This window comes from Pseudomonas sputi (assembly GCF_021603585.1).
Taxonomy (GTDB): Bacteria; Pseudomonadota; Gammaproteobacteria; order Pseudomonadales; family Pseudomonadaceae; genus Aquipseudomonas; species Aquipseudomonas sputi.
Genome location: NZ_BQHI01000002.1, coordinates 219,678 through 245,690 on the forward strand (window position 1 = coordinate 219,678; position 26,013 = coordinate 245,690).

The following is a 26,013-nucleotide window of genomic DNA, read 5'->3' on the forward strand; positions in this document are numbered from 1 at the left end:
TAATTGACGCCGGGGCTGTCCGAGAAGGGGACGCTCCGTATAATGCCGGCATCGCCACTGGTATGGATTAACGGATTACATATGACTGAACAGCGCCCGATTGCGGTCCTGGGAGGCGGAAGTTTCGGTACCGCCGTGGCCAATCTGTTGGCCGAGAACGGCCATCAAGTCCGGCAGTGGATGCGTGACCCCGAGCAGGCCGAGGCCATCCGGGTCAATCGCGAGAACCCGCGTTACCTCAAAGGCATCAAGATTCTGCCCGGCGTGACCGCGGTCACCGACCTGCAGGAAACCCTCGACGCCTGCGATTTGTGTTTCGTCGCGCTGCCGTCCAGCGCGCTGCGCACGGTGTTGGCGGCGCACGCCAATCGTTTGAGCGGCAAGATGCTGGTCAGCCTGACCAAGGGCATCGAAGCTCACACGTTCAAACTGATGAGCCAGATTCTCGAAGAGATCGCCCCGCAGGCGCGCATCGGCGTGCTGTCCGGGCCGAACCTGGCGCGGGAGATCGCCGAGCACGCACTGACCGCCACCGTGGTCGCCAGCGAAGACGAAGAACTGTGCAAGGCCGTGCAGGCCGCGCTGCATGGCCGGACGTTCCGCGTCTACGCCAGCGCCGACCGTTTCGGCGTGGAGCTGGGCGGGGCACTGAAAAACGTCTACGCGATCATCGCCGGCATGGCGGTGGCGCTGGAAATGGGCGAGAACACCAAGAGCATGCTGATCACCCGCGCCCTGGCCGAGATGACCCGGTTTGCGGTGAATCAGGGCGCCAACCCGATGACCTTCCTCGGTCTGGCCGGGGTCGGCGACCTGATCGTCACCTGCTCATCGCCGAAAAGCCGCAACTACCAGGTCGGTTTCGCCCTTGGCCAGGGTTTGAGCCTTGACGAAGCGGTGTCGCGCCTGGGTGAGGTGGCCGAAGGCGTCAACACCCTGAAAGTGCTCAAGGCCAAGGCCCAGGAGGTCGGCGTGTACATGCCGCTGGTCGCTGGCCTGCATGCAATCCTGTTCGAAGGGCGCACGCTTGAGCAGGTGATCGGTCTGCTGATGCGTGCCGAGCCGAAAACCGATGTCGACTTTATTTCCACCAGTGGTTTCAACTGATTCAGCAGGGAGCAGGCCATGAACGATCCGAAAACCGAAGCCAAATATGAATCCATTCTCCTGCGGGTGTTGTGGATGATTGTTTACATTCTGGTCTGGCAGGTGGCGCAGTTCATCCTCGGCGCGCTGGTGCTGGTGCAGTTGATCTATCGTTTGATCTATGGCGCCCCGAGCGCCAGCCTGATGAATTTCGGCGACAGCCTGAGCCAGTTTCTGGCGCAGATCGGCCGTTTCGGCAGTTTCCACAGCGACCAGAAACCCTGGCCGTTCGCCGACTGGCCGGCGCCACGTACCCCGGAAGGTGAAGCGCCACACGTTGTCGCGCCGGCACCACATCCGGCCCGGGATGAGGAACCCAAGCTATGAAACTCTGGGTATTGCGTCACGGTGAGGCCGAGCCCTACGGCTCGCGCCCCGATTCCGAGCGGGAACTGACCGACCACGGTCGCCAGGAAGTGTTGAGCAGCGCGGCCCGTTTGATGGGCCAGCCGCTGACGGCGATCTATGCCAGCCCGTACCTGCGGGCACAGCAGACGGCGCAACTGGTGCGCGAAGCGCTGGGATTCGAGCCGGAGATCCGCACGGTGGAGTGGCTGACCCCGGAAACCGATCCGGACAAGGTCGCCGAGCAACTGGTGTCGGTGAGCAACGTGCTGCTGGTCAGCCACAATCCTCTGATCGGTAATCTGCTCAGCTACCTGCAACACGGTGCGGGCTATCCGCCGGAAAAGGTCAGCACCGCCGGGCTGGCCGAGCTCGAACACAGCGAGTTGCTGATCGGCTCGATGACGCTCAACAGCCTTAAACATCCCTGAAATTTTTTGTATGAAATACTCAACCAAGCACTTGCTTGGTTGACTACGCTTGCTCCAGACCAAAAAACAGGAGCGAGTCGAATGTCTTCCGCCTTCCGTTTGCCGCTGGACGTGTTTTACGAACGCGAGGCCCGGCACCCGCGTCAGCGTTTTCTGGTGCAGCCGATCGGCGGCGGGCAAGTCGAGACACTGACCTGGGCCGACGTCGGCCATCAGGCCCGCTGTGCCGCGCATTGGTTGCGCTCCCGGGAGTTGCCGCCAGGCAGCCACATCGCCCTGATCTCGAAAAACTGCGCGCACTGGATCATCGCTGACCTGGCGATCTGGATGGCCGGGCATGTCTCGGTGCCGCTCTATCCGAACCTCACCGCCGAATCCGTGAATCAGGTGCTCACCCACTCGGAAAGCGTGCTGGCGTTCATCGGCAAGCTCGATGACTGGCCGGGCATGTCAGCGGGCGTACCGGCCGGCCTGACCACCGTCAGCCTGCCGCTGCATCCGCCGGGCACGTTCGATTTCAACTGGTATGACCTGCAACGCAGCTCGCCGATCCAGGACGACCCGCGTCCCGCCGCCGAGCAACTGGCGACCATCATTTACACCTCCGGCACCACCGGCCTGCCCAAGGGCGTGATGCACAGTTTCGCCAATCTCGGTTTCGCGACGACGCGCGGCACGCAGCTGTTCGGGCTCAATGAGAGCGACCGGCTGCTGTCGTACTTGCCGCTGTGTCATGTCGCCGAGCGGATGTTCGTCGAACTGGCGTCGATCTATACCGGGCAGACGGTGTTTTTCGCTGAAAGCCTCGACACCTTTCTCGACGATCTCAAGCGGGCGCGGCCGACGGCGATGTTCGGGGTGCCGCGGATCTGGACCAAGTTCCAGATGGGTGTCTACAGCAAGATCCCGGCGAAACGCCTGGATTTGCTGCTCGGTCTGCCTTTCATTGGCAAACGGATCGGCCACAAGGTGTTGGCGGGGTTGGGGCTGGATGCCCTGCGTGTGGCGTTGTCCGGTGCGGCACCGGTGCCGCTGACCTTGTTGCGTTGGTACCAGAAGCTGGGACTCGACGTGCTGGAGGTCTACGGCATGACCGAAAGCTGCGGTTATTCGCACATCTGCCTGCCGGGGCAATACATGGAGGGTTGGATCGGTCGGCCATGTCCTGACGTGGAAGTGCGGATCGATGAGTCCGGCGAAGTGCAGGTGCGCAGCCAGGCGAACATGCTCGGCTATTTCAAGGAGCCGCAGAAAACCGCCGAAACCCTCACCGAAGACGGTTTCCTGCGCACCGGCGACAAGGGTGAGCAGGACGCCGAAGGGCGTTTGCGCCTGACCGGGCGGCTCAAGGAAATCTTCAAGACCAGCAAGGGCAAGTACGTCGCCCCGGCACCGATCGAAAACCGGCTGGCGGTGCATTCGCGGATCGAGCAGGTCTGCGTGGTCGGCGATGGCCTGAGTGCGCCGCTGGGGTTGTGCGTACTTTCCGCCGTGGGCCGGGAAGAGCCCCGCGCGCCGCTGCATTCGAGCCTGGAAAAACTGCTGGAGGAGGTCAACGCCGTGCTCGACAAGCACGAGCGCCTGCGTCGGCTGGTGGTGGTCAAGGACAGCTGGGCGGTGGAGAACGGGTTCCTCACGCCGACCCTGAAAATCAAACGCAACATTATCGAAGACACCTACGGGGCGCGTTTCGAAGAATGGAGCGAGCGCAGCGAGGCGGTGCTGTGGCAGGATTGAGCGTCGATCAAAACAACAAAGGAAGCCTGCGATGACCTTGTGGCGCACCACTCCGAACATCGAGCAGTTGAACGCAATCCAGAAAAACACCATCGGCGAAGTGCTGGACATCCGCTTCGAAGCTTTCGACGAGGAATCGCTGACGGCCAGCATGGTCATCGACCATCGCACCCATCAGCCTTACGGCCTGCTGCATGGCGGCGCCTCGGTGGTGCTGGCCGAGACCGTCGGCTCAATGGCCAGTTACCTGTGCATCGACGCCAGCAAGTTCTATTGCGTGGGCCTGGAAATCAACGCCAACCACTTGCGTGGCCTGCGCAGCGGGCGGGTGACGGCGGTGGCCAAACCGATCCACATTGGCCGTACCACCCACGTCTGGGATATCCGTCTGACCAGTGATGAAGGCAAGGCCAGCTGTGTGTCGCGCCTGACCATGGCAGTGGTCCCGCTGGGAGAGCAACCGCCGGCGCGTTGATGGCCGAACCGTCATAGCCCTGACCGGACTGTCATCATTCCTGGCAGTTACGGTCATTGCTGTGAGACGCCGTCTTACGGACAATCAACGCCTGTTTTCCGCTCATGGATTTGCCGGTATGTCGCAACCGATCTTCTTCGCCCACGCCAACGGTTTCCCTTCGGGCACCTACGGCAAACTGTTCGCGGCGCTGGCGCCCGAGTACCGGGTTGCGCATCTGGAACAACACGCCCATGACCCGCGTTTTCCGGCGGGCGACAACTGGTACCACTTGGTCGATGAACTCATCCATCATCTTCAACAGCAAGATGAACCGGTGTGGGGCGTGGGCCATTCCTTCGGCGGCATGCTGCATTTGCACGCCGCACTGCGTTGCCCTGAACTGTATCGGGGTGTGGTGATGCTCGATTCGCCGGTGCTGACCCGCACCGATCAATGGGTGATCCGCGCCGCCAAGCGCTTTGGTTTCATCGACAAACTGACCCCGGCCGGCCGCACGCTGGGACGGCGCGAAGAGTTTGCCGACCTGGACAGCGCCCGTGGCTATTTTGCCGGCAAGACATTGTTCCGCAGCTTTGATCCGGAATGTTTCGATGCCTATCTGCAACACGGTTTGCACAAGGTCGGCGACAAATTGCGCCTGCGCTTCGATCCTGCGACCGAGATCAGCATCTATCGCGGCGTGCCGCACACCAGTCCTGCGCATACCCGGCAATTGAAAGTGCCGCTGGCGGTGGTGCGCGGGCACAAGAGCCGCGTCGTCATGAACCACCACACCCGCTTCGTCGGACGCCTGCCTCAGGGCGAGTCGCTGACTGTGCCTGGCGGTCATATGTTTCCACTTGAGCGCCCGCAGGACACCGCACAGTTACTGAAGAACCTGTTCAATCGCTGGGAGCGCCGGCAAGACAAGGATTGCGCATGAACACCGCTGTCGAAGAAGTGCGCCTGAGCCTGCCCCATATCGAACTGGCGGCGCACCTGTTCGGCCCGGAAGACGGCTTGCCGGTGATGGCCCTGCACGGCTGGCTGGACAACGCCAACAGCTTCGCCCGACTGGCGCCGAAGCTCAAAGGTTTGCGCGTCGTGGCGCTGGACATGGCCGGTCACGGGCATTCCGGGCACCGGCCGAACGGCGCCGGTTACGCACTGTGGGATTACGCCCATGACGTGCTGCAGGTCGCCGAGCAACTGGGCTGGAAACGTTTCGGCCTGCTCGGGCATTCCATGGGCGCCATTGTTTCGCTGGTGCTGGCCGGTTCGCTCCCCGAACGCATCACTCATCTGGCGTTGATCGACGGGGTGATTCCTCCTACCGACAAAGGCGAAAACGCCGCCGAGCGCATGGGCATGGCCTTACAGGCGCAGCTCGATCTTCGGGAAAAGCGCAAACCGGTCTACAACACCCTCGACCGGGCCATCGAGGCGCGCATGAAAGGGCTGGTGGCGGTCAGTCGCGAAGCCGCCGAACTGCTGGCGCAACGCGGACTGATGCCGGTACCCGGTGGGTACACCTGGCGCACCGACAACCGCCTGACCTTGCCATCGCCGCTGCGTCTGACCCAGGAACAGGCGATGGCGTTCGTGCAGCGCATTGCCTGTCCCGCGCAATTGGTGGTCGCCGCCGACGGCATGCTCGCCAAACATCCGGAGCTGCTGGAGCGTCTACCCTTTGACCGGACACAGCTGCCGGGCGGGCACCATCTGCACCTGAACGATGAGGCCGGGGCCGACCTTGTCGCAGACTGTTTCAATCGGTTCTTCGCCATTCCTTGACTTGCTCCCGGCAACTGTCGAGGCTGGTCAGGTTGAAATGGGAGACAACCAAGATGGATTTCTACACCGCTGCGACTTCGAACTGCCCTCAAGGCACCCAGGCCATGCCCCTGCGATGAGCCTGTCCATGCGATCTATCAGTCTGCTGGCGCTGTGCTGTTTCAGCCCCTTTCTATTGGCTGCCGACCTGCCGGGCAGTCAGGATCTGCCGATCGTGCCGCGTCTGGCCGATGCGCAGATCGTCGACTATCGCCCCGCCGTGGAGCTGGAGCGGATCTATCCGCTCGGCTCGATCCGCAAGATCAGCGGGCGGTTGCGTTTCGACGGTCAGGTCAGCGCCCGGGGGCAAACCACCTCGGTGACCTATGAGTTGCCGCCGGAACATTCCGCCACCGAAGCCTTCACGCTCGCTCGCGAAGCCCTGCAAAAACAGGATGCCCAGTTGTTGTTCTGGTGCCAGGCCCGGGACTGCGGCGAGAGCAGCCTGTGGGCCAACGAGGTGTTCGGCAACGCCAAGCTGTACGGTGCCGACGAGCAGCAGGCCTATCTGCTGTTGAGGCTCGCGGCCCCGCGCGACAACACGCTGGTGGCGCTGTACAGCATCACCCGTGGCAATCGCAAAGCCTATCTGCATGTCGAACAGTTCGAGGCGCTGGCACCGCTCGGTGAGTTGCTGCCGACCTCGGCCACGCTGCTGCGGGAACTGAAAAGCACTGGCGAGCTGGATTTTCCAGAGCTGACCGGCGATCCGGATGCGACCTGGTTGCGCTTGCTGTCCCGTGGCCTGAACCTCGACACCACCTTGCGGGTGGCGGTGTCCGGGCCGAAAGCCGAGGCCTGGCGTCAGGCGCTGATTGGGCAGGGCGTGCGCGCCGCGCGAATGGAAACCGGCAGTGTCGACGGCGAGAGTCTGCGCATCGATCTGTTGCGATAAGGTGTCTTTGGCGGACACGCTCGACGTGTTCGCCTACTCTTGGCCTGACTGATTTTTTTTGAGATTTCACATGCCCAATAATGATCGTCTGCTGGTGCAGATCCTGTTGCTGGTGCTGTTTGGTGCCAGTTTCTGGGTAATGGCGCCGTTCTGGTCGGCGCTGTTCTGGGGCGCGGTGCTGGCGTTCGCCAGTTGGCCGCTGATGCGTTTGCTGACCCGCTGGCTCAATGGGCGGGAATCCCTGGCGGCGCTGGTGCTGACCATGGGCTGGATGTTGCTGGTGGCGGGGCCGCTGGTGTGGCTCGGCTTTAACCTGGCCGATCACGTGCGTGATGCCACGGCCTTCATCAAGGATGTGCAGGTCGACGGGCTGCCCGAGGCACCGAGCTGGCTGGGTGGCGTGCCATTGGTGGGCGAACGGCTGGTAGCGATCTGGAACAGCATCGATCAGCAGGGCGCGGCGCTGATGGTGACGGTCAAGCCTTATCTGGGGCAGGTCGGCAACTGGTTATTGGCGCGCAGTGCGCAGATCGGCAGCGGGATTCTCGAGCTGACCCTGAGCATTGTCTTCGTGTTCTTTTTCTACCGCGACGGGCCGCGGCTGGCGGCATTCGTGCACAGTTTGCTGGTGCGCCTGATCGGTGACCGGGCCGGGTACTACATCGATCTGGTGGCCGGTACCGTGCAACGGGTGGTCAACGGGGTGATCGGTACGGCGGCGGCGCAAGCGGTGCTGGCGCTGATCGGGTTCCTGATTGCCGGGGTGCCGGGGGCGCTGGTGCTGGGGATCGTGACGTTCCTGCTCAGCCTGATTCCGATGGGGCCGCCGCTGGTGTGGATTCCGGCCACGGCGTGGCTGGCCTGGAAGGGCGAGTACGGGATGGCGGTGTTTCTCGGGATCTGGGGGACGTTCATCATCAGTGGCGTGGATAACGTGCTCAAGCCGTATCTGATCAGCCGGGGCGGGAATCTGCCGTTGGTGATTGTGTTGCTCGGGGTGTTTGGCGGGTTGATTGCGTTTGGGTTTATCGGGTTGTTTATCGGGCCTACGCTTTTGGCGGTGGCTTATAGTTTGTTGACGGATTGGAGTAAGAGTCAGGCTCGGGTTTGAGGCTTTGGACTTGGCGGCCTTTGGGCCGACCAGGCTCTTTGGGATTGGGTGAATATCCGTTTCTTCGGGTGTTGCCGCTGGCGGTTTCGCTTTTACAGCGAGTCCCTTTTGGCAAACGCCCCAAAAGGAACCAAAAGGGCTTGCCCCAATGTTCGGCCCCTCGCTGAGGCTCGGCGTTCCTTCGTTCCGGGATTCATCCGGGGGCATCGCCTACGGTTTGCTTCGCTGCACCTCCTCTCGATGCATGCGGCTGCGCCGCACGGTCGCTGCGCTCCCACCCCCGGATAAATCCCTCCACTCAGCCTCCCAGCGGGGCCGGTACGTCAAAAGCGATACTCGAGCTAACGCTCATTGTGTTGAGTGGTGGGAAGCCAAAGCCAAAGCCAAAGCCAAAGCGAAAGCAGATGCTGGTGCTGGTGCCAATGTCGATGCAGGGGCAGTAGTGAACTTATGTGTTTCAGAACCCGAGTTCACTTCGGTATCTCACGTCGGGGTATCTCTCCCAAACACCTCGGTCAGTCCCTCTCTCTCTGGGCGGTCCGACGTTTCGGGAGGGCTAGGGTGAGGGCCGCTTTGATGACAGACCGCAGATCCAAAGCAAACCACTCACCCAGCGAGAGTAATCGACCCTCAAGTCTTGACTCGAGAGTGATCCTCTTCACCTCATCTCAAGTCGCGACATTCAAATACTTGCCCACCGATGCCGTGCTTTCGAGCGAGTATTGCTTGCTCAGATTGGCAATCATCCGGTTCAACGCTTCAGTGGTGGTCTGGGTGCTGGCGGTTTCTTCGTCGCTTGGACGTTCGCGACCTGCTTGTAATGCAGCTTTCAGTTCGTCGCTGCTGACGCCTCCGCTGCTGTCGCTGTCCAGAACCTTGAGCAGGGCGGCGGCGGTGTCGGTGTTGTTCGATGAGGTGCTGTCGCTGACCTGCAACGCGCTGTTCAGTTCGGTGGCGGTAACAGTGCCGTCTCCGTCTGCATCGAGTTGGCTGAAGCGTTCGTCACTGGAGGCTTGTGGGGGTGGCGGTGGGGTGAGGCTGGCGGCGAGTTCGTCCTGGCTGACGACGCCGTCTTCGTTTTTGTCCAGGGCCGAGAAGATTTTGCTGCTGTCGGCACTACTGCCGGCGCTGGTCAGGCCGTTGCCGAGTTCGTCCTGGTCCACCGCGCCGTCGCCGTTGCTGTCGAGCCTGGCGAACAGTTCCTTCTGCAGTTGCTGGCTGCGGGCGTTTTGGGTGGAGGTGCTGCTGGTGCTGGTATAGCTCGTGTAGTTGCTGACGCTACCGATCATCGGGCTCACTCCTTGGACTGGAAAACCGGTGGGTGTACCGGCTTATGCAGCCTCAAGGTGCAAGGTGTCGTGGGTATGTGAGGTTTGTACCGGCCGGTACACAGTCGGGCTCAGTGGCGAGGCAGTTGGATCACGGCGGTCAGGCCGCCGCCGGGTGTTTCTGCCAGGGTCAGTTGTCCGTCCTGGCGCTGTGCCGCTTCCCGGGCGATGGTCATGCCCAGGCCGACACCGCCAGAGTTGCGGTTACGTGAGCCTTCGAGGCGGAAGAACGGCTCGAATACCGCTTCACGCTTGTCCGCCGCGATGCCCGGGCCGTGGTCGATGACGCGGATCAACAGTTGTTCGCGCTGGTCTTGCAGTTCGATGTGCGCTTGCCCGGCGTAGCGCAGGGCGTTGTCCATCAGGTTGTTGATGCACGAGCGCAGGGCCATTGGCTGTACCTGCAACGGGGCGCAGTGGCCGCTGACCTGAACGTCGGCGCCTTGATCCTGGGCGTTTTCGCACAGTGATTCGACCAGCGCCTGCACGTCCATCAACTGCAAGGCCTCGCTGGTGCGCTGTTCGTGCAGGTAGGTCAGGGTGGCGTCGAGCATGCCGATCATGTCGTCCAGGTCCTGGCGCATCTGGCCCTGCAATTTGTCGTCGTTGATATTTTCCAGGCGCAGTTTCAGCCGCGACAGCGGAGTGCGCAGGTCGTGGGAGACGGCGCCGAGCATCCGCGCCCGTTGCTGCACCTGTTCGCGGATGCGCTGCTGCATCAGGTTGAAGGTGTGCGCAGCCTGCCGTGCTTCCCGCGGGCCGCTTTCGTCCAGCGGTGGGCTGTCGAGGTCTTCGCTCAGGCGCGCGGCTGCGTCGCTCAGACGCTGGATCGGCCGGGTCAGCAGCTTGGCGCCGTACCAGGCAGCGATGATCAGCGAGATGAACTGGAAGGTCAGCGGCACGATCGGCCCGCCGAACCAGGGGCGCGGCGGACGCGGAGGGTAGCGCGGATCCTGCGGCGGCTGTTTACCGTCGAGGTTTTGCGAGAACTCCGGTGGCGGTGGCGGTGGCGGCGGGCCGTAGAGGCGGAACCAGGCAAAGGCCAGCAGATGCGCCAGGACGATCGCCACCAACAGCACGCCGAACAGGCGGCCGAACAGCGTGTCGAAGCGCGCCCGCATCAGCCGATGTCTCGCGCATCGAACAGGTAGCCTTCACCACGTACGGTCTTGATCAGTTGCGGGGCCTTCGGGTCGTCGCCGAGTTTTTGCCGCAGGCGCGAGACCAGCAGGTCGATGCTGCGGTCGAAGGCTTCGATCGAGCGACCTCGGGCGGCGTCCAGCAACTGTTCGCGGCTGAGTACCCGGCGGGGGCGTTCGATGAACACCCAGAGCAGGCGGAATTCGGCGTTGGACAGCGGCACCACCAGGCCATCGTCGGCGATCAACTGGCGCAGGACGCTGTTCAGGCGCCAGTTGTCGAAGCGAATATTCGCACGCTGTTCGCTGCGGTCGTCGCGCACCCGACGCAGAATCGTCTGGATCCGCGCCACCAGTTCCCGAGGTTCGAACGGTTTGGCCATGTAGTCATCGGCGCCCAGTTCCAGGCCGATGATCCGGTCGGTGGGTTCGCAGCGGGCGGTGAGCATCAGGATCGGGATGTCCGATTCAGCGCGCAGCCAGCGGCACAGCGACAGACCGTCTTCGCCGGGCAGCATCAGGTCGAGCACCACCACGTCGAAATGTTCGGCCTGCATCGCCTGGCGCATCGCCGCGCCGTCGGTCACACCGCTGGCGTGAATGTTGAAACGGGCCAGGTAGTCGATCATCAGTTCGCGGATCGGCACGTCATCGTCGACGATCAGGGCGCGGATGCTCCAGCGCTTGTCGTCTTTCTGCTCGTCGTTCACGGAGGCTTGGGAGTTGTGCATGAGGCTGTTCATCTGCCAGTAGGCCGCCAACCACAAAGATAGGCTGCGAGGTTGTGGTTTCAGCATAGGCGTCCGGCCGTGAGGCGGGAAGGGCTGCTGTAAGGACTTGTTGCGGCTGGCGAGGCTAGCGCGGGCGCATGTTGCCGGCGTGTCGGTTGTGTATCGGGTTCGACACAATACCCTGCAAGGCTATGCTGATCACGGTTGGCGCGACGATTTACCGATCATCGGGTGCCGCGCCGCCGCCGGTTCCGCTACAATGCGCGCCGATTTCGACTTGCCTGAGAGCCCATCCATGTCCGCCTGCCAGACTCCTATCATCGTCGCCCTGGATTTCCCCACCCGTGACGCCGCACTGAAGCTGGCCGACCAGTTGGACCCGAAGCTGTGCCGGGTCAAAGTGGGCAAGGAACTGTTCACCAGTTGCGCCGCGGAAATCGTCGGCACCCTGCGTGACAAGGGTTTTGAAGTATTCCTGGACCTTAAATTCCACGACATTCCCAACACCACGGCGATGGCGGTCAAGGCCGCGGCCGAGATGGGCGTGTGGATGGTCAACGTTCATTGCTCCGGCGGCCTGCGCATGATGGCGGCCTGCCGTGAAGAGCTGGACAAGCGCAGCGGCCCGCAGCCGTTGCTGATCGGTGTGACCGTGCTGACCAGCATGGAGCGTGAGGATCTGGCGGGTATCGGCCTGGACATCGAGCCGCAGGAGCAGGTGCTGCGTCTGGCGGCGCTGGCCGAAAAGGCCGGGATGGACGGTCTGGTGTGCTCGGCGCTGGAAGCCACTGCGCTGAAAACCGCGCACCCGTCGTTGCAACTGGTGACCCCGGGGATTCGTCCGGCAGGCAGCGCCCAGGACGACCAGCGTCGCATCCTGACCCCGCGTCAGGCGCTGGATGCCGGTTCCGACTATCTGGTGATCGGCCGTCCGATCAGTCAGGCGGCGGATCCGGCCCAGGCACTGGCCTCGGTGGTTGCCGAACTGGCCTGAGCGATCAGCTGAAGATGCAATGAAGGGAGCCCGATGGCTCCCTTCGTTGTTTTCAGACCTTCAACACCAGCTTGCCGAAGTTCTCGCCGCTGAACAGTTTGCCCAGGGTTTCCGGGAACGTTTCCAGGCCTTCGACGATGTCTTCCTTGCTCTTGAGCTGACCCTTGGCCATCCAGCCAGCCATTTCCTGGGCGGCGCTGGCGTACTGCGCGGCGTAATCCATCACCACGAAACCTTCCATCCGTGCGCGGTTGACCAGCAGGGACAGGTAGTTGGCCGGGCCTTTGACTGCTTCCTTGTTGTTGTACTGGCTGATCGCGCCGCAGATCACGACGCGTGCTTTCAGGTTGATACGGCTGAGTACGGCGTCGAGGATGTCACCGCCGACGTTGTCGAAATATACGTCCACGCCTTTCGGGCATTCGCGCTTGAGACCGGCCAGCACGTCCTCGCTCTTGTAGTCGATGGCGCCGTCAAAGCCCAGTTCATCGATCAGGAACTTGCATTTGTCAGCGCCGCCGGCGATGCCGACCACCCGACAGCCTTTGATCTTGGCAATCTGCCCGGCGATGCTGCCTACCGCACCTGCTGCGCCGGACAGCACCACGGTGTCACCGGCCTTCGGCGCGCCGACATCGAGCAGCGCGAAGTAGGCGGTCATGCCGGTCATGCCCAGTGCGGACAGGTAAACCGGCAGCGGTGCCAGTTTCGGATCGACCTTGTAGAAACCTCTTGGCTCTCCGAGGAAATAATCCTGCACGCCCAGGGCACCGTTGACGTAGTCCCCGACCGCAAACTCCGGGTTGTTCGACGCGATGACTTTGCCGACGCCCAATGCGCGCATGACTTCGCCCAGACCCACCGGCGGGATGTAGGATTTGCCTTCGTTCATCCAGCCGCGCATGGCCGGGTCGAGGGACAGGTATTCGTTCTTGACCAGAATCTGCCCCGCCGCCGGTTCGCCGACCGGGACTTCCTGATAGGTGAAGGTCTCGCGGGTGGCGGCGCCCACCGGGCGTTTGGCGAGCAGGAACTGGCGATTGGTCTGGTTGGTCATGACAGGCACTCGAATTGAATGAAGCCTTGTTGATAGACCTTCAGGAGCGATGTCGCAAGGTTGGCTCACCGGGCGAATGCAGGCTGATCCAGTACGGTGATAGTGCCGGCCTGGGTTTCATCACTGCGATTCATGAAAGCCTAACCGGCCTTTTGATAGTGCTGACGTCACTCAGGCCCCTGTGGCTATGCTGCCTCCATCCATTCCCCCGCATTCGAGGACATAACAATGAGCATGACGTTTTCCGGTCAGGTAGCCGTCGTCACCGGCGCTGCCAACGGCATTGGCCGTGCGACGGCCCAGGCATTCGCTGCCGAAGGTCTGAAAGTGGTGGTGGCCGATCTGGATGCGGCCGGGGGCGAGGGCACCGTGGCGCTGATTCGTACAGCCGGTGGCGAAGCGACCTTCGTGCGCTGCAACGTGACCGTCGAAAGCGAAGTGAAAAATCTGATGGACGAGGTGATCAATACCTACGGTCGTCTTGACTATGCCTTCAACAACGCCGGGATCGAGATCGAGAAGGGCAAACTGGCCGAAGGCTCGATGGACGAGTTCGATGCGATCATGGGCGTCAACGTCAAGGGCGTCTGGCTGTGCATGAAATACCAGTTGCCGTTGCTGCTGGCTCAGGGCGGCGGGGCGATCGTCAACACCGCATCGGTGGCTGGATTGGGCGCTGCGCCGAAGATGAGTATCTACGCAGCTTCCAAGCATGCGGTGATCGGCCTGACCAAGTCGGCTGCGATCGAATACGCCAAGAAGAAAATCCGCGTCAACGCCGTATGCCCGGCGGTGATTGACACCGACATGTTCCGTCGCGCCTACGAGGCAGACCCGAAAAAAGGCGAATTCGCCAACGCCATGCACCCGGTCGGCCGCATCGGCAAGGTCGAGGAAATTGCCAGCGCCGTGCTGTATCTGTGCAGTGATGGTGCGGCGTTTACCACCGGCCATTCGCTGGCCGTGGATGGTGGCGTGACCGCCTTCTGAAACGGAATTGCTCGACGCATGAAGGAGCCCGCCCGCTGGCGGGTTTTTTTTCGCCTTGGGGGCGGTTCCGTGAATCCGCTAAACAATGTGTTTCAAATGGTGAGAACGGAGGTTTTTGGCGGTTTTGTCGCACAGCTTCGAGGGCATGGCTGTGATTTACTGCCGCCAGCAAAACGGACAGGAGTTTGCGTGCTCATGGAATTGAGAATTGACCGACAGGCAATGGTGCCGGTCGTACAGCAGATTGTTGACGGGTTGACCGAGTGGATCATGCAAGGCCAGGTGCCGCCAACGACGCGCCTGCCCTCCGTACGCCATATCGCACGGTGCAATCTGCTCAGCCAGTCCTGCGTCATGGAAGCCTGCGAACGGCTGGTGGCGCAAGGGGTTCTGGCTTCGCGCCAGGGCTCGGGTTTCATCGTGGCGGCTTCGTTGCCGGCGTGCTGCAAGCCGATCGATGGCTCCGTGTGCGATGGGGAGCGCAGCGGGGGCGACCCTGTCTCCCGATGGCGCGGAGGTTTGACGTTGGGAAGCGGCGTCCTGCCGGAGAGTTGGCGCGAACCCGATGATCTCGCCTATGCGATCCGCGAGGTGACACGCGCCGACATGGCCAGCCTGTTCAACTACAGCCCCCCTCTGGGCCTGCAGGCGTTGCGCGAACAGATCGTCAGGCGCCTGGGGGTGCTGAATATCAAGGCCGCTGAAGAACAGGTGATGACCACCGCCGGCGCCAGCCACGCACTGGACCTGATCGTGCGGACCTTGTTCAAGGCCGGTGATTGGGTTGTGGTAGAAACCCCGGGTTATGCGCCGCTGTTCGATCTGCTGCGCTTGCATGGCGTGCGTATGCTGGAGGTTCGCCGCACGGCGGTCGGGCCGGATGTCGAGGCGCTTGAGTCGTTGCTGCAGCAGTTTCGGCCCAGCGCGTTATTCATCAACAGTCACCACCACAATCCCACGGGAAGTTGCCTGCTGCCGGCAGTTGCCCGACGCATTCTGCAGTTGAGCAGGCTCTATGATCTGCGGCTGATCGAAGACGATGTCTACGCGGATCTGCACAACGGCAGCGGCACTCGACTGGCAGCACTGGATGATGAGGGGCGGGTGATTTACGTCGGCAGTTTTTCCAAGACCCTGAGCAGCTCGCTGCGGGTGGGTTTCGTGATGGCCGATGGAGCGCTGATCGAGCGGATGGCGCGGGTCAAGATGGTCAGTTGCATGGGTACCTCAAGGTTTTCTGAGGCGGTGCTGGCCGGTCTGCTGGCCAGTGGTGCCTATCGCAAACTGGTGCAGCGTCAGCGTCAGCGCCTCAGCACCGATCGTGCGGCAGTCTTGCAGGTCCTGGAGGATGCAGACTGGGAAGTGTTCGGCAAGCCCACGGGAGGGCTGTTCATCTGGACGCGCGCGCCTTGGGCCGATGAGGCACATTTGCGCAGGCATGCCTTGCGCTGCGGAGTGCAGTTGTCTTGCGCCACGTCGTTCAGCCCCAGTGGTGAGGCCTGCGACTGGCAACGCATCAACGTGGCTTACGCCTGTGACCCTCGGGCAAGACAGTTTTTTCGCAGCACGGCCGTGGATCGACCTCCAGCGTTCTGAAAACGACGCGTGCGTAGCTTTTTGCCATTATTCCGACGCCAGAGACTTGTGCTGCTTCAAGGCCGTTGCGAATCTTCAGCAACAGACTATGGCAGGGGACTACGCGCAATGATTTCGGCCGTGCAAGGACGTTTTGCCAACCTCGGTATGGCAAAAAAACTGGGTATCGGGTTTGTGCTGGTGTTGTTGCTGACCGCACTGGTGGCGGCCATCGGCGTCTGGTCCCTGCAAACCATCAGTCAGCGCTTCGACGGCCTCAAGCAGATGTCATCGCTCAACAGCGGTTTGCTCAAGGTGCGTCTGCTGGAGCAGGACTACGCCTTGCACGGCAACCCGAAAACCGTCGATGCCTTGCATGAAGGTGTCGACGGCCTGATCGTCATGGCCAATGGGCTCAAGGCGCAATCGTCGGCGAATGTATCGGTGATGAGCGACGTCGAGCAGTCACTGATTGCCTATCGCAAGGCGTTCGATGAATTTGTCTCGTTGTCCCAGGCCAAGGACCTGGCGCTGGAAATGGCCAGTTGGTCGGTGTCCAGTGTTGCCAACAATCTCGATGTATTGCAGGCCGGTCTGGCTGACGACGGCGCTTACACCCTGAAAGACAGCGAGGGCAAGGACGGGGCGCAATTCATCGAGCAGGCCGGTCAGGTCAACCAGGTCTCACGCTTGATGTTGCAGGCGATGAATGAAGCGCGGGTACGCCTGGATCAAAGCCGCAAGGGTGATGACAGCGCAGGCCAGGGCAATATCGAGCAGGCCGCTCAGGCTCAGGTTCAGGCCGAACAGCTCAAATCCACAGTCAAGGACGAGGGTTACCTGACGGTGCTCAATGAAGTGTCCGGGCACATTGCCGGGTTCAGCGACAAGCTGGCCGAGTACACCGGATTGTTGGCCCAGGAAAAGACTGTCTATCAACAGTTGCACCAGCGGGCCGACGAAGTCGTGGCGCGGGTCGATCAGGCGTATGTCGCGCAAGACGGCGCCATGCAGGGCGAACTGAAAAAGAATTCGGTTTTGATCATTGGCTCATCGGCGCTGGCGTTGCTGGTCGGGCTGATTGCGGCGTGGGTGATTACCCGGCTGATCGTTGCACCGTTGCGCAGCGTGATTCATGTGGCGCAACAGATTGCGGCCGGTGATCTGAGTGCAACGATCGAGGTCTCCCGCCGTGACGAAATCGGCCAATTGATGCTGGCCATGCGGCAGATGGGCGCGGGGCTGAGCTCGATTGTCAGCGGGTTGCAGGCGGGTATCGAACAGTTGGCCAGTTCGGCGCAATCGCTGTCGGCGGTGACCGAGCAGACCAACCTTGAGGTCAGCAGCCAGAAAGAGGAAACCGAACAGGTCGCCACGGCGATGAACCAGATGACCGCCACCGTTCACGATGTGGCGCGTAACGCCGAGGAAGCGGCGCTCGCAGCGCAGACCGCTGATGGCAAGGTCGAAAGCGGTCAGCAGGTGGTGCGTCAGAGCATGGCGCGGATCGAGCAACTGGCCGATTCGGCGACCTCGGCCAGTTCGAGCATCGAAAGCCTCAGTGCGCAAATCCAGAACATCGGCACGGTGCTGGAGGTGATCAAGAGTGTCGCCGAGCAGACCAACCTGCTGGCGCTCAACGCGGCGATTGAAGCGGCGCGGGCGGGCGAGCAGGGCAGGGGCTTTGCGGTGGTCGCCGATGAAGTGCGGGCGCTGGCCCGGCGCACGCAGCAGTCAACCGAAGAAATCGAGCGGCTGGTCAGCGCCTTGCGCTCGGCGGCGCATTCGTCGGTGCAGCAGATTCAGAGCAGTGGCGAACTGGTGAAGCTGGCGGTGAGTGATGCGTTGCAGACGGAAAGTGCGCTGGGGAGTATTGCGGCGGCGGTTTCGTTGATTCAGCAGATGAACCAGCAGATTGCGGCGGCGGCCGAGGAGCAGAGTTCGGTGGCCGAGGAGATTAATCGCAGTGTGACGAGTATTCGGGCGAGTGCGGATCAGTCTTCTATTGCCATGCGTGGGAATGCGGCTTCGAGTGTTGAGCTGGCGCAGTTGGGGAGTGAGTTGCGGGGGATGGTGGGGCACTTTCGGCTTTGACCTTGGCGGCCTTTGGGCCGACCAGGTTCGCGTTTTATTGCGTTCATATCCGTTTCTACGGGTGCTCCGGCTGGCGGTTTCGCCCTTACGGCGAGTCCCTTTGGCAAACGCCCCAAAGGAACCAAAGGTCTGGGCCCCGGCGTTCGGCCCCTCGCTGGGGCTCGGGGTTCCTTCGTTCCGGGATTCATCCGGGGGCATCGCCTACGGTTTGCTTCGCTGCACCTCCTCTCGATGCATGCGGCTTCGCCGCACGGTCGCTGCGCTCCCACCCCCGGATAAATCCCTCCACTCAGCCTTCCGATGGGGCCGGTACGTCAAAAGCGGTACTCAAGCTAACGCTCATTGTGTTGAGTGGTGGGAAGCCGAAGCCAAAGCAGAAGCAAGAGTAGAAAACGCAGAGGATTCAGACGGTGCAAGGTGCAGCAGAGTGAGTTGGGTTGCATGCGTTTCAAAACCCGAGTGCGACTCGGTCTTTCACGTCGGCGTACCTCTCCCTCACCCTAGCCCTCTCCCTCCGGGAGAGGGCTAGGGTGAGGGAGAGCTTTTGATCTTCTTCTTTCAGGCATAAAAAAGCCACCTCCCGGTGGCTTCTCTCTTTGACTGCACTCAGTCGTAAATCACTTTCTTCTTCCAGTCCGCATCAGCCTCGACATCTTTGAGGCCGGCAGTCAGTTGGTTTTCTTCGCCTTCGACCGGGGCGATCTTGTCCATGACCTGGGCGTTGGCGCGGGCCAGGAGCTTTTCCAGGTATTGGAGTTGTTCGGCGTAGATTTGCGGGTCCTGCTGTTTGCGCAGGTATTGCACGCCGCGTTCGAAGGCGAGGCGGGCCTGGCCTGGCTGGTTTTGCTGGAGGGCGTGCTGGCCGAGGTTGTTGAAGAACTCGATGTGCAGCAGTACGAGGATGTGGCGTACTTCACGGATCCAGTGTTTGGCTTCGTTCGGTGGCAGGAAGCCGTCCTGGGCGGCGCGGGTGATCTGGCCGTGGAGGGCTTCGAGGAGGAAGCGGACGTCTTTTGCTTTGGCTTCGGTCTGGATCGAGGCCGGCGGGTTGTTGACCGGGATCGATTCGCCCTGGGCGACGAGAGCGCTCAGTTCGGTGATGCGGGCCTTGGTGGTGGCGCTGGTTTTTTCCAGGTTCAGCAGGCGCTGACAGACGTTCAGCTCCAGACGCGTCAGGAGCAGCTTGAGGGCCGGGGTCATGAACTGGCCGGGGAAGGTTTCGGTCAGTTCGCCGCAACGGCGCAGGCGGTCGTTGAGTTCGACCTTGGTGCGGGCCTTCTCCAGTTTGGTGTTTTCCACCACATGGTTCATGTAGCCAATGGCGATCAAGATTGCGATCCCGGCTATGACTAGCAGGGTGATCATGAGTGGTGTCACCGGTAAGACCTCTTTATAGGGTTCGCGTGCGAGTGTAGTGGCTTGGCATACAGGAGCCTAGCGCCGCTCGACGGGTTTGGATCGGCGAAGCTGTATCTGTATCGGCCAGGGAGCCGCTTATATAAATGCTGGCCCTTGGGGTGCAGATTGCCATCACCTGTGCCGTGGACTATAACGCCTTGGCGAGTGTCGGAATATAGGCGTCAATCGCCGGGCGACGCAAAAGCCGGAAACAGCGCGTAAAGGGGGGCGAAGTCATTGATTTAAATAAATTTATATCTGGGGGTTGACGACCTTTCAATCCATCCATAGAATGCGCGCCACTTGCAGCGTAAAGCACACAGCGAAACGCGGCAGGGAGTGAATGTTGTAGTGTGTCCCCTTCGTCTAGTGGCCTAGGACACCGCCCTTTCACGGCGGTAACAGGGGTTCGAGTCCCCTAGGGGACGCCAATGCGGGAATAGCTCAGTTGGTAGAGCACGACCTTGCCAAGGTCGGGGTCGCGAGTTCGAGTCTCGTTTCCCGCTCCAATTTTAAACAGCAACGCTTCAGGGCGGTGCTGAGTGAAACCAGAACCTAATCTTCGGAGGCGGATCTGGACACCGAAACACACACCATGTGTTCCGGGTAGCGTGTCCCCTTCGTCTAGTGGCCTAGGACACCGCCCTTTCACGGCGGTAACAGGGGTTCGAGTCCCCTAGGGGACGCCATTTGCGGGAATAGCTCAGTTGGTAGAGCACGACCTTGCCAAGGTCGGGGTCGCGAGTTCGAGTCTCGTTTCCCGCTCCAAATTCAAAAAGCGCCGCTTTGCAAAGAGCGGCGTTTTTATTAGTGAAAGTTGTAGCCTGTCCCCTTCGTCTAGTGGCCTAGGACACCGCCCTTTCACGGCGGTAACAGGGGTTCGAGTCCCCTAGGGGACGCCATTGCGGGAATAGCTCAGTTGGTAGAGCACGACCTTGCCAAGGTCGGGGTCGCGAGTTCGAGTCTCGTTTCCCGCTCCAGATTCACAAAAACGCCGCTCAGTGATGAGCGGCGTTTTTGTTTGTGCGTTTTTTGTCAGGCAATAGAAAAGGACCTCGCGGTCCTTTTTTTGTGGGCCCGCCAATGTGGCGAGCCCGTTGCGCGATCAGAGTTTCGGCAATTGCCCGATGCGTCCCATCATTTCGGTGACGATCTGCAGGTCCAACAGGAACTGGTCAACGGTCTTGAATTCGCCATCGGTATGACCGGTGTACTTGACCTCCGGTCGCGCCAGGCCGAATTGCACGCCGTTTGGCAGTTCGTGCACCGAGGTGGCGCCGGCCGAAGTGCCGAATTCATGCTTCATGCCCAGGTTTTCGGTGGCCACGGCCAACAGTGCCTTGACCCACTCGCCTTCAGGGTTGCGATACATCGGTTCGGCGATCGAATAGTCGAAGTTGACCGCGACATGGGTTTTCTTGCTCCAGGTCGCCAGTTTGTCGGCGATTTCGCGCTTGAGCACTTCCGGCGACTTGCCCTTCGGCACGCGCAGGTTGACCGCGAGTTTGAAGGTTTTGTCGTCCATGCCGACGTAGGTCAGGGAGGTGGTCAGCGGGCCCATGAAAGCATCGGCGAAACCAACGCCCAGTTTGCTGCCCTTGTAATCCAGGCCCCAGTTGTCGGCGGCGTAACGGGCAGCGTCGGTGATGTGGTTGTGCTTGAAGGCGATCTTGCCGTCCACGCTGTGGATGAAGTCCAGCATACGGGCAACCGGGTTGACGCCGGATTCCGGCTCGGACGAGTGCGCGGAAACACCGGTAACGGTGAGTTTGACGTCGTTGCCATCGACCGTGGCGTTCACTTCGAAATCGCCACCATTGCGCTTGGCGTATTCAGTGCCGGCCTTTTGCAGGCTGGCCGCCAGCTCGGCAGGTTTGTCAGTCACCAGAGTGGCTACGGAAACCGATGGAATCTGGTTGGTCGCCAGGCCACCGGTCATTGAGGTGATTTCCGCGCCTTTGCCCTCTGCGTTGCGCTTGGCGAACTTGGCCATGACGGTGCCGTAACCTTTTTCCGCGATCACTACGGGATAGCCGCCGTCCAGTGCCAGGTTGTACTCGGGCGTCGGGTTGCGTTCGAAGTAGTAGGGAATCGCGTCACCGGTGGTTTCTTCGGTGGTGTCCACCAGCAGTTTGAAATTGCGCGCCAGTGGCAGCTTCTCTTCCTTGATCACCTTCATGGCATACAGCGTCACGACGATGCCGTTTTTGTCGTCCTCGGTGCCTCGGCCGTACATGCGGTCGCCGATCAGCGTGACCTTGAACGGGTCGAGTTTGGTGCCGTCCTTGAGCACCCAGTTTTCCGGCGTTACCGGCACCACGTCGGCGTGAGCATGAATGCCGACGACGTCCTTGCCGCTGCCGTCGAGGGAGATTTCGTAGACGCGGTTGTCGACGTTGCGATACTTCAGGCCGAAAGACTCAGCCAGATCCTTGATCTTGCCAGCGATCTTGATGAATTCGGGGTTGTCGTGCTGATCGACACCGTCCTTGCGGAAGGTCGGGATTTCCACCAGTTCGCGCAGGGTTTCCAGGGCGGCTTTGCCGTACTTCACGCGGGTGTAGAGACCGAGCAGTCGATGAATTTCGTTCTGTTGTTCGACAGTCAGTGTCTTGTTGTCGAGGAAGGCGCTGATGGTCGGGCGCAGATTGTCGATCTTGCTCAGGTCGTTCTTGGCCAGATCACCGAGAAATGCTCTGAAGTCACTGACCTTTGCCTCATTGAATGTCTTGAGGAGGGTTGCGCTCTGTTGTTCGCTAAGGTTGGCGTGGGCGGGCAATGTGACGGACGAGAGGCTGGCCAGAATCAGCGTCGACGCGGCCAGTTGCTTGAGTGAAAAATCCATTGCTAAGGGCATTCCTTTGCAGGCGGTGAGAAGGAGTTGTCTGACCGAAGCGTCAGACGGTCTCGCAAACTACCACCACACGAGCGTGCGAGGGGAGTCCCCGAAGTGGGACGCGTCGCACAAAAATGCAAAAGCGGCGCAGAATCGAAAAAGCCCGTCCAGTCTGTCTGGATCGGGCTTCTCCGATCAGCGTATTTACATCGACAACACCAGACGCCCGGCAAACAGGATCAGAATCACCCCCATGCTGCGCTCGAACCAGTGGCCCATGCGCATGAACAGCACGCGCACTTTACTGCTGGAAAAGAACAGCGCAACGATCACGAACCACAACGCATTCACCCCGCACATCCACAACCCGTACAGCGCCTGGATTTGCAGCGGTGTGCTGGCGCTGATGATCGTGGTGAAGATCGCCAGGAAAAACAGTGTGGCCTTGGGGTTGGTGGCGTTGGTCAGGAAACCGGTGGAAAACGCTTTGAACAGCGATTGTTCAACCAGTGGTTCATCGCTGGTCTTTTCGCCTTCCATTGTCGTCTTGGGTTTGCTGCGGATCAGGCTGACGCCCAGATAAAGAATGTAAGCACCGCCGACCACTTTGGCGACAGTCAGCAACCACGGCGTGGTGTGCATCAGGGCGCCGACGCCCAGCAGGGTGTACAGCACGTGCACGGAAATTCCCGCGCCGATGCCCAGTGCCGTGCAGATGCCGACCAGTCGGCCGAAGCGCACACTCTGGCGGATGGTCACGGCGAAGTCCGGGCCGGGAGCGACCACGGCCAGAAAGTGAATGGTGGCCAGCGCCAGAAACTCGCCCAGGTAATTCGATGTCATTTCAGCTCCAGAAAGTCAGGGGTGAAGCGTTGCCGCGATAGCCGACAAAAAACGAAAGGCTCAAGCGCGGATCGGCCACACCCGGCGTCACCGAGTGCATGCGACGCGAATTGAACATGATGAAATCCCCCGGTTCCGGGCGTATTTCGAGGGCGGGCGGGCCGAGCAGCGCCGGGTCGATGCCGTAGCTGTCGCCGCGCATTTCGTCGAAGCGGTCCGGGGAAATGTCGTCTTCCCACATCTGCAATGCGCCGCCTTCGGTCGGCATGTTGAGGTAGACGTTGCAGGCGAACTGCGCCTCCAGACTGCGCGCCTGAAAACTCTCCGGGGCATCCTTGGCGAAGATGTCGTGATGAGCCAGAAAGCACACGCCCGGTTTCACCACTCGGGACAGCCCGACGTACATTTTGCGACCGTAGAGGTTTTCCAGATGGGCGCCCGCCGGCCAGGATTCGTCGAGCATGCAACGCAAGGTGTCGACGGGCGACGAATAGGGCGCGCAGCGGTTACGCAGCTCTGCGATGTTGCTGGCGGCGCGCTCGAAATAATCTTCGATCAGCAACGGCTGGTTTTCCGCCTCGTAGAACGCCATGCCGATGCGGCCGATGCTGGGGGCGTTGATGTAGCCCTCGAAGCCGGGGGCGAGGATCTTGTCGCCAATCTGGATCGCCTGCGCCTGGGGCAGAAAGCCTTTGAAGCGGATGGCGAGGACTTCTTCGTTGGCCAGTTTTTTTATGCACGTCTCATCGAGACGCTCGACGTCAAGCATCATGGTTTCAGGTCCATCTATCGAATAGTCAACGGAACCGGCGAACGCGGTTCCCCCGGCGTCGGGCGCTGCATCTGGCAGCGTCCGAAATCCTCAATCCACGCTGTAGTGGACGGACAGCGTGCCTTTCTTCTGCGAAAGGGACGCGATCGTGACTGTGCCCAAATCCTTCAGGCTGCGTACATGGGTGCCACCGCAGCCATAGGCTGGCAGTTCACCGAAACCGATTTCCCGCGCGCCTTCGCGCAGGGATGTCAGGCGCGGCAGGTCGTGTTCGATCCATTGCCCGATGCCGTATTGAACGGTTTGCGCATCGACCTCCTGAGCCGAATCTCCGGGTTTGAATTGAACCCGGCCCTCGTCCGGCCAGTGGTGCGCCTTGATCGGCATCCAGCCCATGGCCTGGACGAAGTGGCCGATCAAATGTCCCGCAGAGTGCATGCGGGTGTTGAAGCGGCGGCGCTCTTCGTCGACGCGAATCTGGGTCATGCCCAGTGGCACCGGTTGATCGACGAAATGAAGGATCCGGTCCGGTTCCTGGACGACGCGCAGCACCTGGCTGTCGCCGATCCAGCCGGTATCACAGGGTTGGCCACCGCCCTGGGGGTGAAAAAGCGTGGCGCGCAACACAACGGCGAATTCGTTCTCTTGGGGCGTGCAGTCGAGGACTTCCACATTGGCCTTGAGGTCATCACTATGGAAAAAGAGGCGAAGCGTCATATTCCATGCCCTTATTAAAGTTTCTTTTTTAATTATATGAATCGTGCAATAACGTGATAATCCGTTCAAACATCAAAGGACTGTTGCGCTGTGAGCATAAATCTTCCCTTGCCGCTGCTCGGTGAAATGGCGATTTTCGTCAAGGTCGTCGAGACCGGCAGTTTCTCCGAAGCCGCTCGCCAATTGGGCTCATCGCCCTCGGCGGTCAGCCGCAGTATTTCCCGGCTCGAGAAGGCGCTGGCCACGCGGCTGCTGCAACGCACCACACGCAAATTGCGCTTGAGCGATGGCGGGGAAGAGGTGTTCAAGCGCTGCCAGGAAATGGTCAGCGCAGCGAGGTCGGTGATGGAGATCAGCGGCCAGTTCACCCACGAAGCCGAAGGTCTGGTGCGGGTCAGCGTGCCGAAAGCGGTGGGGCGTTTCGTGATCCATCCGCACATGCCGGAGTTTCTGCGGCGCTATCCGAAGGTCGATGTGGAACTGTTGCTGGAAGACCGCCAGGTGGATCTGATCGACGACCATGTCGACCTGGCCATTCGCATCACGGATCGTCCACCGGCCGGACTGGTCGGACGACAACTGCTGACCATCGACCATTTGCTTTGCGCCACGCCGCAATACCTGGCTGAGCACGGGACGCCGACTCATCCCCATGACTTGCTCAATCACAGTTGCATTTACCTGGGTGAAACTCCGAGTGATGCGCGCTGGAAATTCAAGAAGGGCACGAAAGCCGTCACCGTCGGCGTGCGCGGCCGGTATGCCGCCAATCACACCGGCGTGCGTCTGGGCGCGGTGTTGCAGCATATCGGTATTGGCAGCCTGCCGTATTTCACCGCTCGCTATGCACTGGAGCAGGGGCTGATTGTGCAGGTGCTGCCGGACTGGACGTTCCTGGCGTCCTATCACGGCGGATTGTGGTTGCTGCACTCGCCGACGCGCTATCTGCCGCCGAAGCTGCGGGTGTTCATCGACTATCTGGTGGAGTGTCTGCAGAAAGAGCCGACCCTGAGCAAACCGGGAAAGTCTGGCGGTTCAAAATCATTGGCAGAGTACGAACTGCCCGAGAGTGAAGGACTGCTTTAGCGCGAGAAAAAAGGCCCGCATGGATCACCATGGGGGCCTTTTTCTTACTGGGCGAAAATCAGTGCTTGCTGTCCTGGGCGGACATCGCCAGCAGCTGTTTTTCCTGGTTCCAGTCGAACGGTTCGTCGTTCTGTTCGGCTTCGTAGCGGCGCTCTTCCAGCGCCTGATACATGTCGATTTCTTCGTCGGACAGGTAATGCAGGCAGTCGCCGGCGAAGAACCACAGCAGATCCCGCGGGATCAGGTGGGCAATTTGCGGGTAACGGGTAATCACTTGAGTCAGGATGTCCTGGCCCAGGTATTGGCTTTCGATCGGTTCGATCGGCAGTGACGCCAGCAGTTCGTCGAAACGCTCCAGGAACAGGGCATGGCTTTCTTCGGGAACCTGATCGGCCTCACCTACGGCGACCAGGATACTGCGCAGATGGTCGAGCAAAACCAGATGATCGGCAACGACGTTGGACACGAGATAAGTCCTCAAGAGCAAAACGGGCGCGG

The 26,013-nt window shown here is 61.0% G+C and carries 24 protein-coding genes, 6 tRNA genes and 1 pseudogene; 21 read left to right on the plus strand and 10 right to left on the minus strand.

Features of this window, described 5'->3' with window-relative positions; genetic code table 11:
• Positions 1-81 precede the first annotated feature (81 nt).
• From L6D81_RS03570 to L6D81_RS03610, 9 genes are all read left to right on the plus strand, one after another.
• Complete coding sequence (locus L6D81_RS03570; protein ID WP_236177921.1) at positions 82-1,107, plus strand: NAD(P)H-dependent glycerol-3-phosphate dehydrogenase; 1,026 nt, start codon at positions 82-84, stop codon at positions 1,105-1,107.
• Positions 1,108-1,125: 18 nt separating this feature from the next.
• A complete protein-coding gene (locus tag L6D81_RS03575; protein WP_236177922.1) occupies positions 1,126-1,473 on the plus strand; it encodes a DUF4389 domain-containing protein in 348 nt (115 codons plus the stop codon).
• On the plus strand, positions 1,470-1,922 hold the full coding sequence (sixA, locus tag L6D81_RS03580) for a phosphohistidine phosphatase SixA (RefSeq protein ID WP_236177923.1): 453 nt from the start codon (positions 1,470-1,472) through the stop codon (positions 1,920-1,922). Before L6D81_RS03575 ends, sixA begins: the two co-directional genes overlap by 4 nt.
• Before the next feature lie 81 nt (positions 1,923-2,003).
• Positions 2,004-3,659, plus strand: a complete 1,656-nt coding sequence (locus L6D81_RS03585; RefSeq protein WP_236177924.1) for an AMP-binding protein — start codon at positions 2,004-2,006, stop codon at positions 3,657-3,659.
• A 31-nt stretch (positions 3,660-3,690) separates the two neighbouring features.
• Complete coding sequence (locus tag L6D81_RS03590; protein ID WP_085610695.1) at positions 3,691-4,134, plus strand: hotdog fold thioesterase; 444 nt, start codon at positions 3,691-3,693, stop codon at positions 4,132-4,134.
• A 118-nt stretch (positions 4,135-4,252) separates the two neighbouring features.
• A complete protein-coding gene (locus tag L6D81_RS03595) occupies positions 4,253-5,059 on the plus strand; it encodes an alpha/beta fold hydrolase (RefSeq protein WP_039772855.1) in 807 nt (268 codons plus the stop codon).
• Positions 5,056-5,910, plus strand: a complete 855-nt coding sequence (locus L6D81_RS03600) for an alpha/beta hydrolase (RefSeq protein WP_236177925.1) — start codon at positions 5,056-5,058, stop codon at positions 5,908-5,910. The genes L6D81_RS03595 and L6D81_RS03600 overlap by 4 nt, the downstream gene beginning before the upstream one ends.
• Positions 5,911-6,037: 127 nt before the next feature.
• Complete coding sequence (locus L6D81_RS03605; protein ID WP_236177926.1) at positions 6,038-6,844, plus strand: DUF4892 domain-containing protein; 807 nt, start codon at positions 6,038-6,040, stop codon at positions 6,842-6,844.
• A 70-nt stretch (positions 6,845-6,914) separates the two neighbouring features.
• Positions 6,915-7,955: an AI-2E family transporter gene (locus L6D81_RS03610; RefSeq protein WP_236177927.1), complete on the plus strand. Its 1,041-nt coding sequence runs from the start codon at positions 6,915-6,917 to the stop codon at positions 7,953-7,955.
• Between the two features lie 668 nt (positions 7,956-8,623).
• Here L6D81_RS03610 and xopAW read toward each other — a convergent pair.
• The 3 genes from xopAW to L6D81_RS03625 all read right to left on the minus strand — a co-directional run bounded on the left by xopAW (position 8,624) and on the right by L6D81_RS03625 (position 11,153).
• Positions 8,624-9,244: an EF-hand domain-containing protein gene (gene xopAW / locus L6D81_RS03615; protein WP_236177928.1), complete on the minus strand. Its 621-nt coding sequence runs from the start codon at positions 9,242-9,244 to the stop codon at positions 8,624-8,626.
• 110 nt (positions 9,245-9,354) lie between these two features.
• The gene (locus L6D81_RS03620) at positions 9,355-10,404 is read right to left on the minus strand and encodes an ATP-binding protein (RefSeq protein ID WP_236177929.1); all 1,050 of its coding nucleotides are present in this window, start codon (positions 10,402-10,404) and stop codon (positions 9,355-9,357) included.
• A complete protein-coding gene (locus L6D81_RS03625) occupies positions 10,404-11,153 on the minus strand; it encodes a response regulator (RefSeq protein ID WP_039772900.1) in 750 nt (249 codons plus the stop codon). The genes L6D81_RS03620 and L6D81_RS03625 overlap by 1 nt, the downstream gene beginning before the upstream one ends.
• 295 nt (positions 11,154-11,448) lie before the next feature.
• Between L6D81_RS03625 and pyrF the strand changes: the two genes are divergently transcribed.
• Positions 11,449-12,147: an orotidine-5'-phosphate decarboxylase gene (gene pyrF, locus L6D81_RS03630; protein ID WP_207983661.1), complete on the plus strand. Its 699-nt coding sequence runs from the start codon at positions 11,449-11,451 to the stop codon at positions 12,145-12,147.
• Positions 12,148-12,199: 52 nt separating this feature from the next.
• Here pyrF and L6D81_RS03635 read toward each other — a convergent pair whose 3' ends face one another.
• Positions 12,200-13,204: an NADP-dependent oxidoreductase gene (locus tag L6D81_RS03635; protein WP_236177930.1), complete on the minus strand. Its 1,005-nt coding sequence runs from the start codon at positions 13,202-13,204 to the stop codon at positions 12,200-12,202.
• Between the two features lie 228 nt (positions 13,205-13,432).
• Here L6D81_RS03635 and L6D81_RS03640 point away from each other — a divergent pair, with 228 nt between their 5' ends.
• The 4 genes and pseudogenes from L6D81_RS03640 to L6D81_RS29655 all read left to right on the plus strand — a co-directional run bounded on the left by L6D81_RS03640 (position 13,433) and on the right by L6D81_RS29655 (position 17,863).
• Positions 13,433-14,194, plus strand: a complete 762-nt coding sequence (locus L6D81_RS03640; RefSeq protein ID WP_007917441.1) for an SDR family oxidoreductase — start codon at positions 13,433-13,435, stop codon at positions 14,192-14,194.
• A 195-nt stretch (positions 14,195-14,389) separates the two neighbouring features.
• Complete coding sequence (locus L6D81_RS03645) at positions 14,390-15,790, plus strand: aminotransferase-like domain-containing protein (protein ID WP_236177931.1); 1,401 nt, start codon at positions 14,390-14,392, stop codon at positions 15,788-15,790.
• Positions 15,791-16,777: 987 nt separating this feature from the next.
• Positions 16,778-17,002 (plus strand): annotated as a pseudogene (locus L6D81_RS29650) (HAMP domain-containing protein); the annotation flags it as partial.
• Positions 17,000-17,863, plus strand: coding sequence for a methyl-accepting chemotaxis protein (locus L6D81_RS29655; protein ID WP_373874287.1), 864 nt, complete (start codon positions 17,000-17,002; stop codon positions 17,861-17,863). The pseudogene L6D81_RS29650 and the gene L6D81_RS29655, both read left to right, overlap by 3 nt.
• Before the next feature lie 606 nt (positions 17,864-18,469).
• On the opposite strand, the gene L6D81_RS03655 is transcribed toward L6D81_RS29655, so the two are convergent.
• Complete coding sequence (locus L6D81_RS03655) at positions 18,470-19,228, minus strand: hypothetical protein (RefSeq protein WP_236177933.1); 759 nt, start codon at positions 19,226-19,228, stop codon at positions 18,470-18,472.
• Between the two features lie 388 nt (positions 19,229-19,616).
• Here L6D81_RS03655 and L6D81_RS03660 point away from each other — a divergent pair.
• The 6 genes from L6D81_RS03660 (at position 19,617) to L6D81_RS03685 (ending at position 20,241) form a co-directional block, all read left to right on the plus strand.
• A tRNA-Glu gene (locus tag L6D81_RS03660) sits at positions 19,617-19,692 on the plus strand.
• Positions 19,693-19,694: 2 nt separating this feature from the next.
• A tRNA-Gly gene (locus tag L6D81_RS03665) sits at positions 19,695-19,770 on the plus strand.
• 104 nt (positions 19,771-19,874) lie between these two features.
• Positions 19,875-19,950, plus strand: a tRNA-Glu gene (locus tag L6D81_RS03670).
• Between the two features lie 3 nt (positions 19,951-19,953).
• A tRNA-Gly gene (locus L6D81_RS03675) sits at positions 19,954-20,029 on the plus strand.
• A gap of 58 nt (positions 20,030-20,087) precedes the next feature.
• Positions 20,088-20,163: transfer RNA gene (locus tag L6D81_RS03680), tRNA-Glu, on the plus strand.
• 2 nt (positions 20,164-20,165) lie between these two features.
• Positions 20,166-20,241: transfer RNA gene (locus L6D81_RS03685), tRNA-Gly, on the plus strand.
• A gap of 125 nt (positions 20,242-20,366) precedes the next feature.
• Here the strand turns inward: L6D81_RS03685 and L6D81_RS03690 are convergent.
• The 4 genes from L6D81_RS03690 to L6D81_RS03705 all read right to left on the minus strand — a co-directional run bounded on the left by L6D81_RS03690 (position 20,367) and on the right by L6D81_RS03705 (position 24,429).
• Positions 20,367-22,106, minus strand: a complete 1,740-nt coding sequence (locus tag L6D81_RS03690; protein ID WP_236177934.1) for a dipeptidase — start codon at positions 22,104-22,106, stop codon at positions 20,367-20,369.
• Positions 22,107-22,301: 195 nt separating this feature from the next.
• On the minus strand, positions 22,302-22,940 hold the full coding sequence (locus tag L6D81_RS03695; protein ID WP_011335460.1) for a LysE family translocator: 639 nt from the start codon (positions 22,938-22,940) through the stop codon (positions 22,302-22,304).
• 1 nt (position 22,941) lies between these two features.
• On the minus strand, positions 22,942-23,712 hold the full coding sequence (locus tag L6D81_RS03700; protein ID WP_236177935.1) for a 2OG-Fe(II) oxygenase: 771 nt from the start codon (positions 23,710-23,712) through the stop codon (positions 22,942-22,944).
• A gap of 90 nt (positions 23,713-23,802) precedes the next feature.
• Positions 23,803-24,429: an alanyl-tRNA editing protein gene (locus tag L6D81_RS03705; RefSeq protein ID WP_236177936.1), complete on the minus strand. Its 627-nt coding sequence runs from the start codon at positions 24,427-24,429 to the stop codon at positions 23,803-23,805.
• Between the two features lie 90 nt (positions 24,430-24,519).
• Here L6D81_RS03705 and L6D81_RS03710 point away from each other — a divergent pair, with 90 nt between their 5' ends.
• Complete coding sequence (locus tag L6D81_RS03710) at positions 24,520-25,515, plus strand: LysR family transcriptional regulator (RefSeq protein WP_236177937.1); 996 nt, start codon at positions 24,520-24,522, stop codon at positions 25,513-25,515.
• A 58-nt stretch (positions 25,516-25,573) separates the two neighbouring features.
• Here L6D81_RS03710 and L6D81_RS03715 read toward each other — a convergent pair whose 3' ends face one another.
• Positions 25,574-25,981, minus strand: a complete 408-nt coding sequence (locus L6D81_RS03715; protein WP_007950758.1) for a PA2817 family protein — start codon at positions 25,979-25,981, stop codon at positions 25,574-25,576.
• Positions 25,982-26,013: the final 32 nt, after the last annotated feature.

Excerpts from the sequence above, each read along its gene's own strand:
- L6D81_RS03570 (WP_236177921.1), top strand. The coding sequence starts at position 82 with ATGACTGAACAGCGCCCGATTGCGGTCCTGGGAGGCGGAAGTTTCGGT.
- L6D81_RS03575 (WP_236177922.1), top strand. The coding sequence starts at position 1,126 with ATGAACGATCCGAAAACCGAAGCCAAATATGAATCCATTCTCCTGCGG.
- sixA (WP_236177923.1), top strand. The coding sequence starts at position 1,470 with ATGAAACTCTGGGTATTGCGTCACGGTGAGGCCGAGCCCTACGGCTCG.
- L6D81_RS03585 (WP_236177924.1), top strand. The coding sequence starts at position 2,004 with ATGTCTTCCGCCTTCCGTTTGCCGCTGGACGTGTTTTACGAACGCGAG.
- L6D81_RS03590 (WP_085610695.1), top strand. The coding sequence starts at position 3,691 with ATGACCTTGTGGCGCACCACTCCGAACATCGAGCAGTTGAACGCAATC.
- L6D81_RS03595 (WP_039772855.1), top strand. The coding sequence starts at position 4,253 with ATGTCGCAACCGATCTTCTTCGCCCACGCCAACGGTTTCCCTTCGGGC.
- L6D81_RS03600 (WP_236177925.1), top strand. The coding sequence starts at position 5,056 with ATGAACACCGCTGTCGAAGAAGTGCGCCTGAGCCTGCCCCATATCGAA.
- L6D81_RS03605 (WP_236177926.1), top strand. The coding sequence starts at position 6,038 with ATGCGATCTATCAGTCTGCTGGCGCTGTGCTGTTTCAGCCCCTTTCTA.
- L6D81_RS03610 (WP_236177927.1), top strand. The coding sequence starts at position 6,915 with ATGCCCAATAATGATCGTCTGCTGGTGCAGATCCTGTTGCTGGTGCTG.
- xopAW (WP_236177928.1), bottom strand. The coding sequence starts at position 9,244 with ATGATCGGTAGCGTCAGCAACTACACGAGCTATACCAGCACCAGCAGC.
- L6D81_RS03620 (WP_236177929.1), bottom strand. The coding sequence starts at position 10,404 with ATGCGGGCGCGCTTCGACACGCTGTTCGGCCGCCTGTTCGGCGTGCTG.
- L6D81_RS03625 (WP_039772900.1), bottom strand. The coding sequence starts at position 11,153 with ATGCACAACTCCCAAGCCTCCGTGAACGACGAGCAGAAAGACGACAAG.
- pyrF (WP_207983661.1), top strand. The coding sequence starts at position 11,449 with ATGTCCGCCTGCCAGACTCCTATCATCGTCGCCCTGGATTTCCCCACC.
- L6D81_RS03635 (WP_236177930.1), bottom strand. The coding sequence starts at position 13,204 with ATGACCAACCAGACCAATCGCCAGTTCCTGCTCGCCAAACGCCCGGTG.
- L6D81_RS03640 (WP_007917441.1), top strand. The coding sequence starts at position 13,433 with ATGAGCATGACGTTTTCCGGTCAGGTAGCCGTCGTCACCGGCGCTGCC.
- L6D81_RS03645 (WP_236177931.1), top strand. The coding sequence starts at position 14,390 with ATGGAATTGAGAATTGACCGACAGGCAATGGTGCCGGTCGTACAGCAG.
- L6D81_RS29655 (WP_373874287.1), top strand. The coding sequence starts at position 17,000 with ATGGGCGCGGGGCTGAGCTCGATTGTCAGCGGGTTGCAGGCGGGTATC.
- L6D81_RS03655 (WP_236177933.1), bottom strand. The coding sequence starts at position 19,228 with ATGATCACCCTGCTAGTCATAGCCGGGATCGCAATCTTGATCGCCATT.
- L6D81_RS03690 (WP_236177934.1), bottom strand. The coding sequence starts at position 22,106 with ATGGATTTTTCACTCAAGCAACTGGCCGCGTCGACGCTGATTCTGGCC.
- L6D81_RS03695 (WP_011335460.1), bottom strand. The coding sequence starts at position 22,940 with ATGACATCGAATTACCTGGGCGAGTTTCTGGCGCTGGCCACCATTCAC.
- L6D81_RS03700 (WP_236177935.1), bottom strand. The coding sequence starts at position 23,712 with ATGATGCTTGACGTCGAGCGTCTCGATGAGACGTGCATAAAAAAACTG.
- L6D81_RS03705 (WP_236177936.1), bottom strand. The coding sequence starts at position 24,429 with ATGACGCTTCGCCTCTTTTTCCATAGTGATGACCTCAAGGCCAATGTG.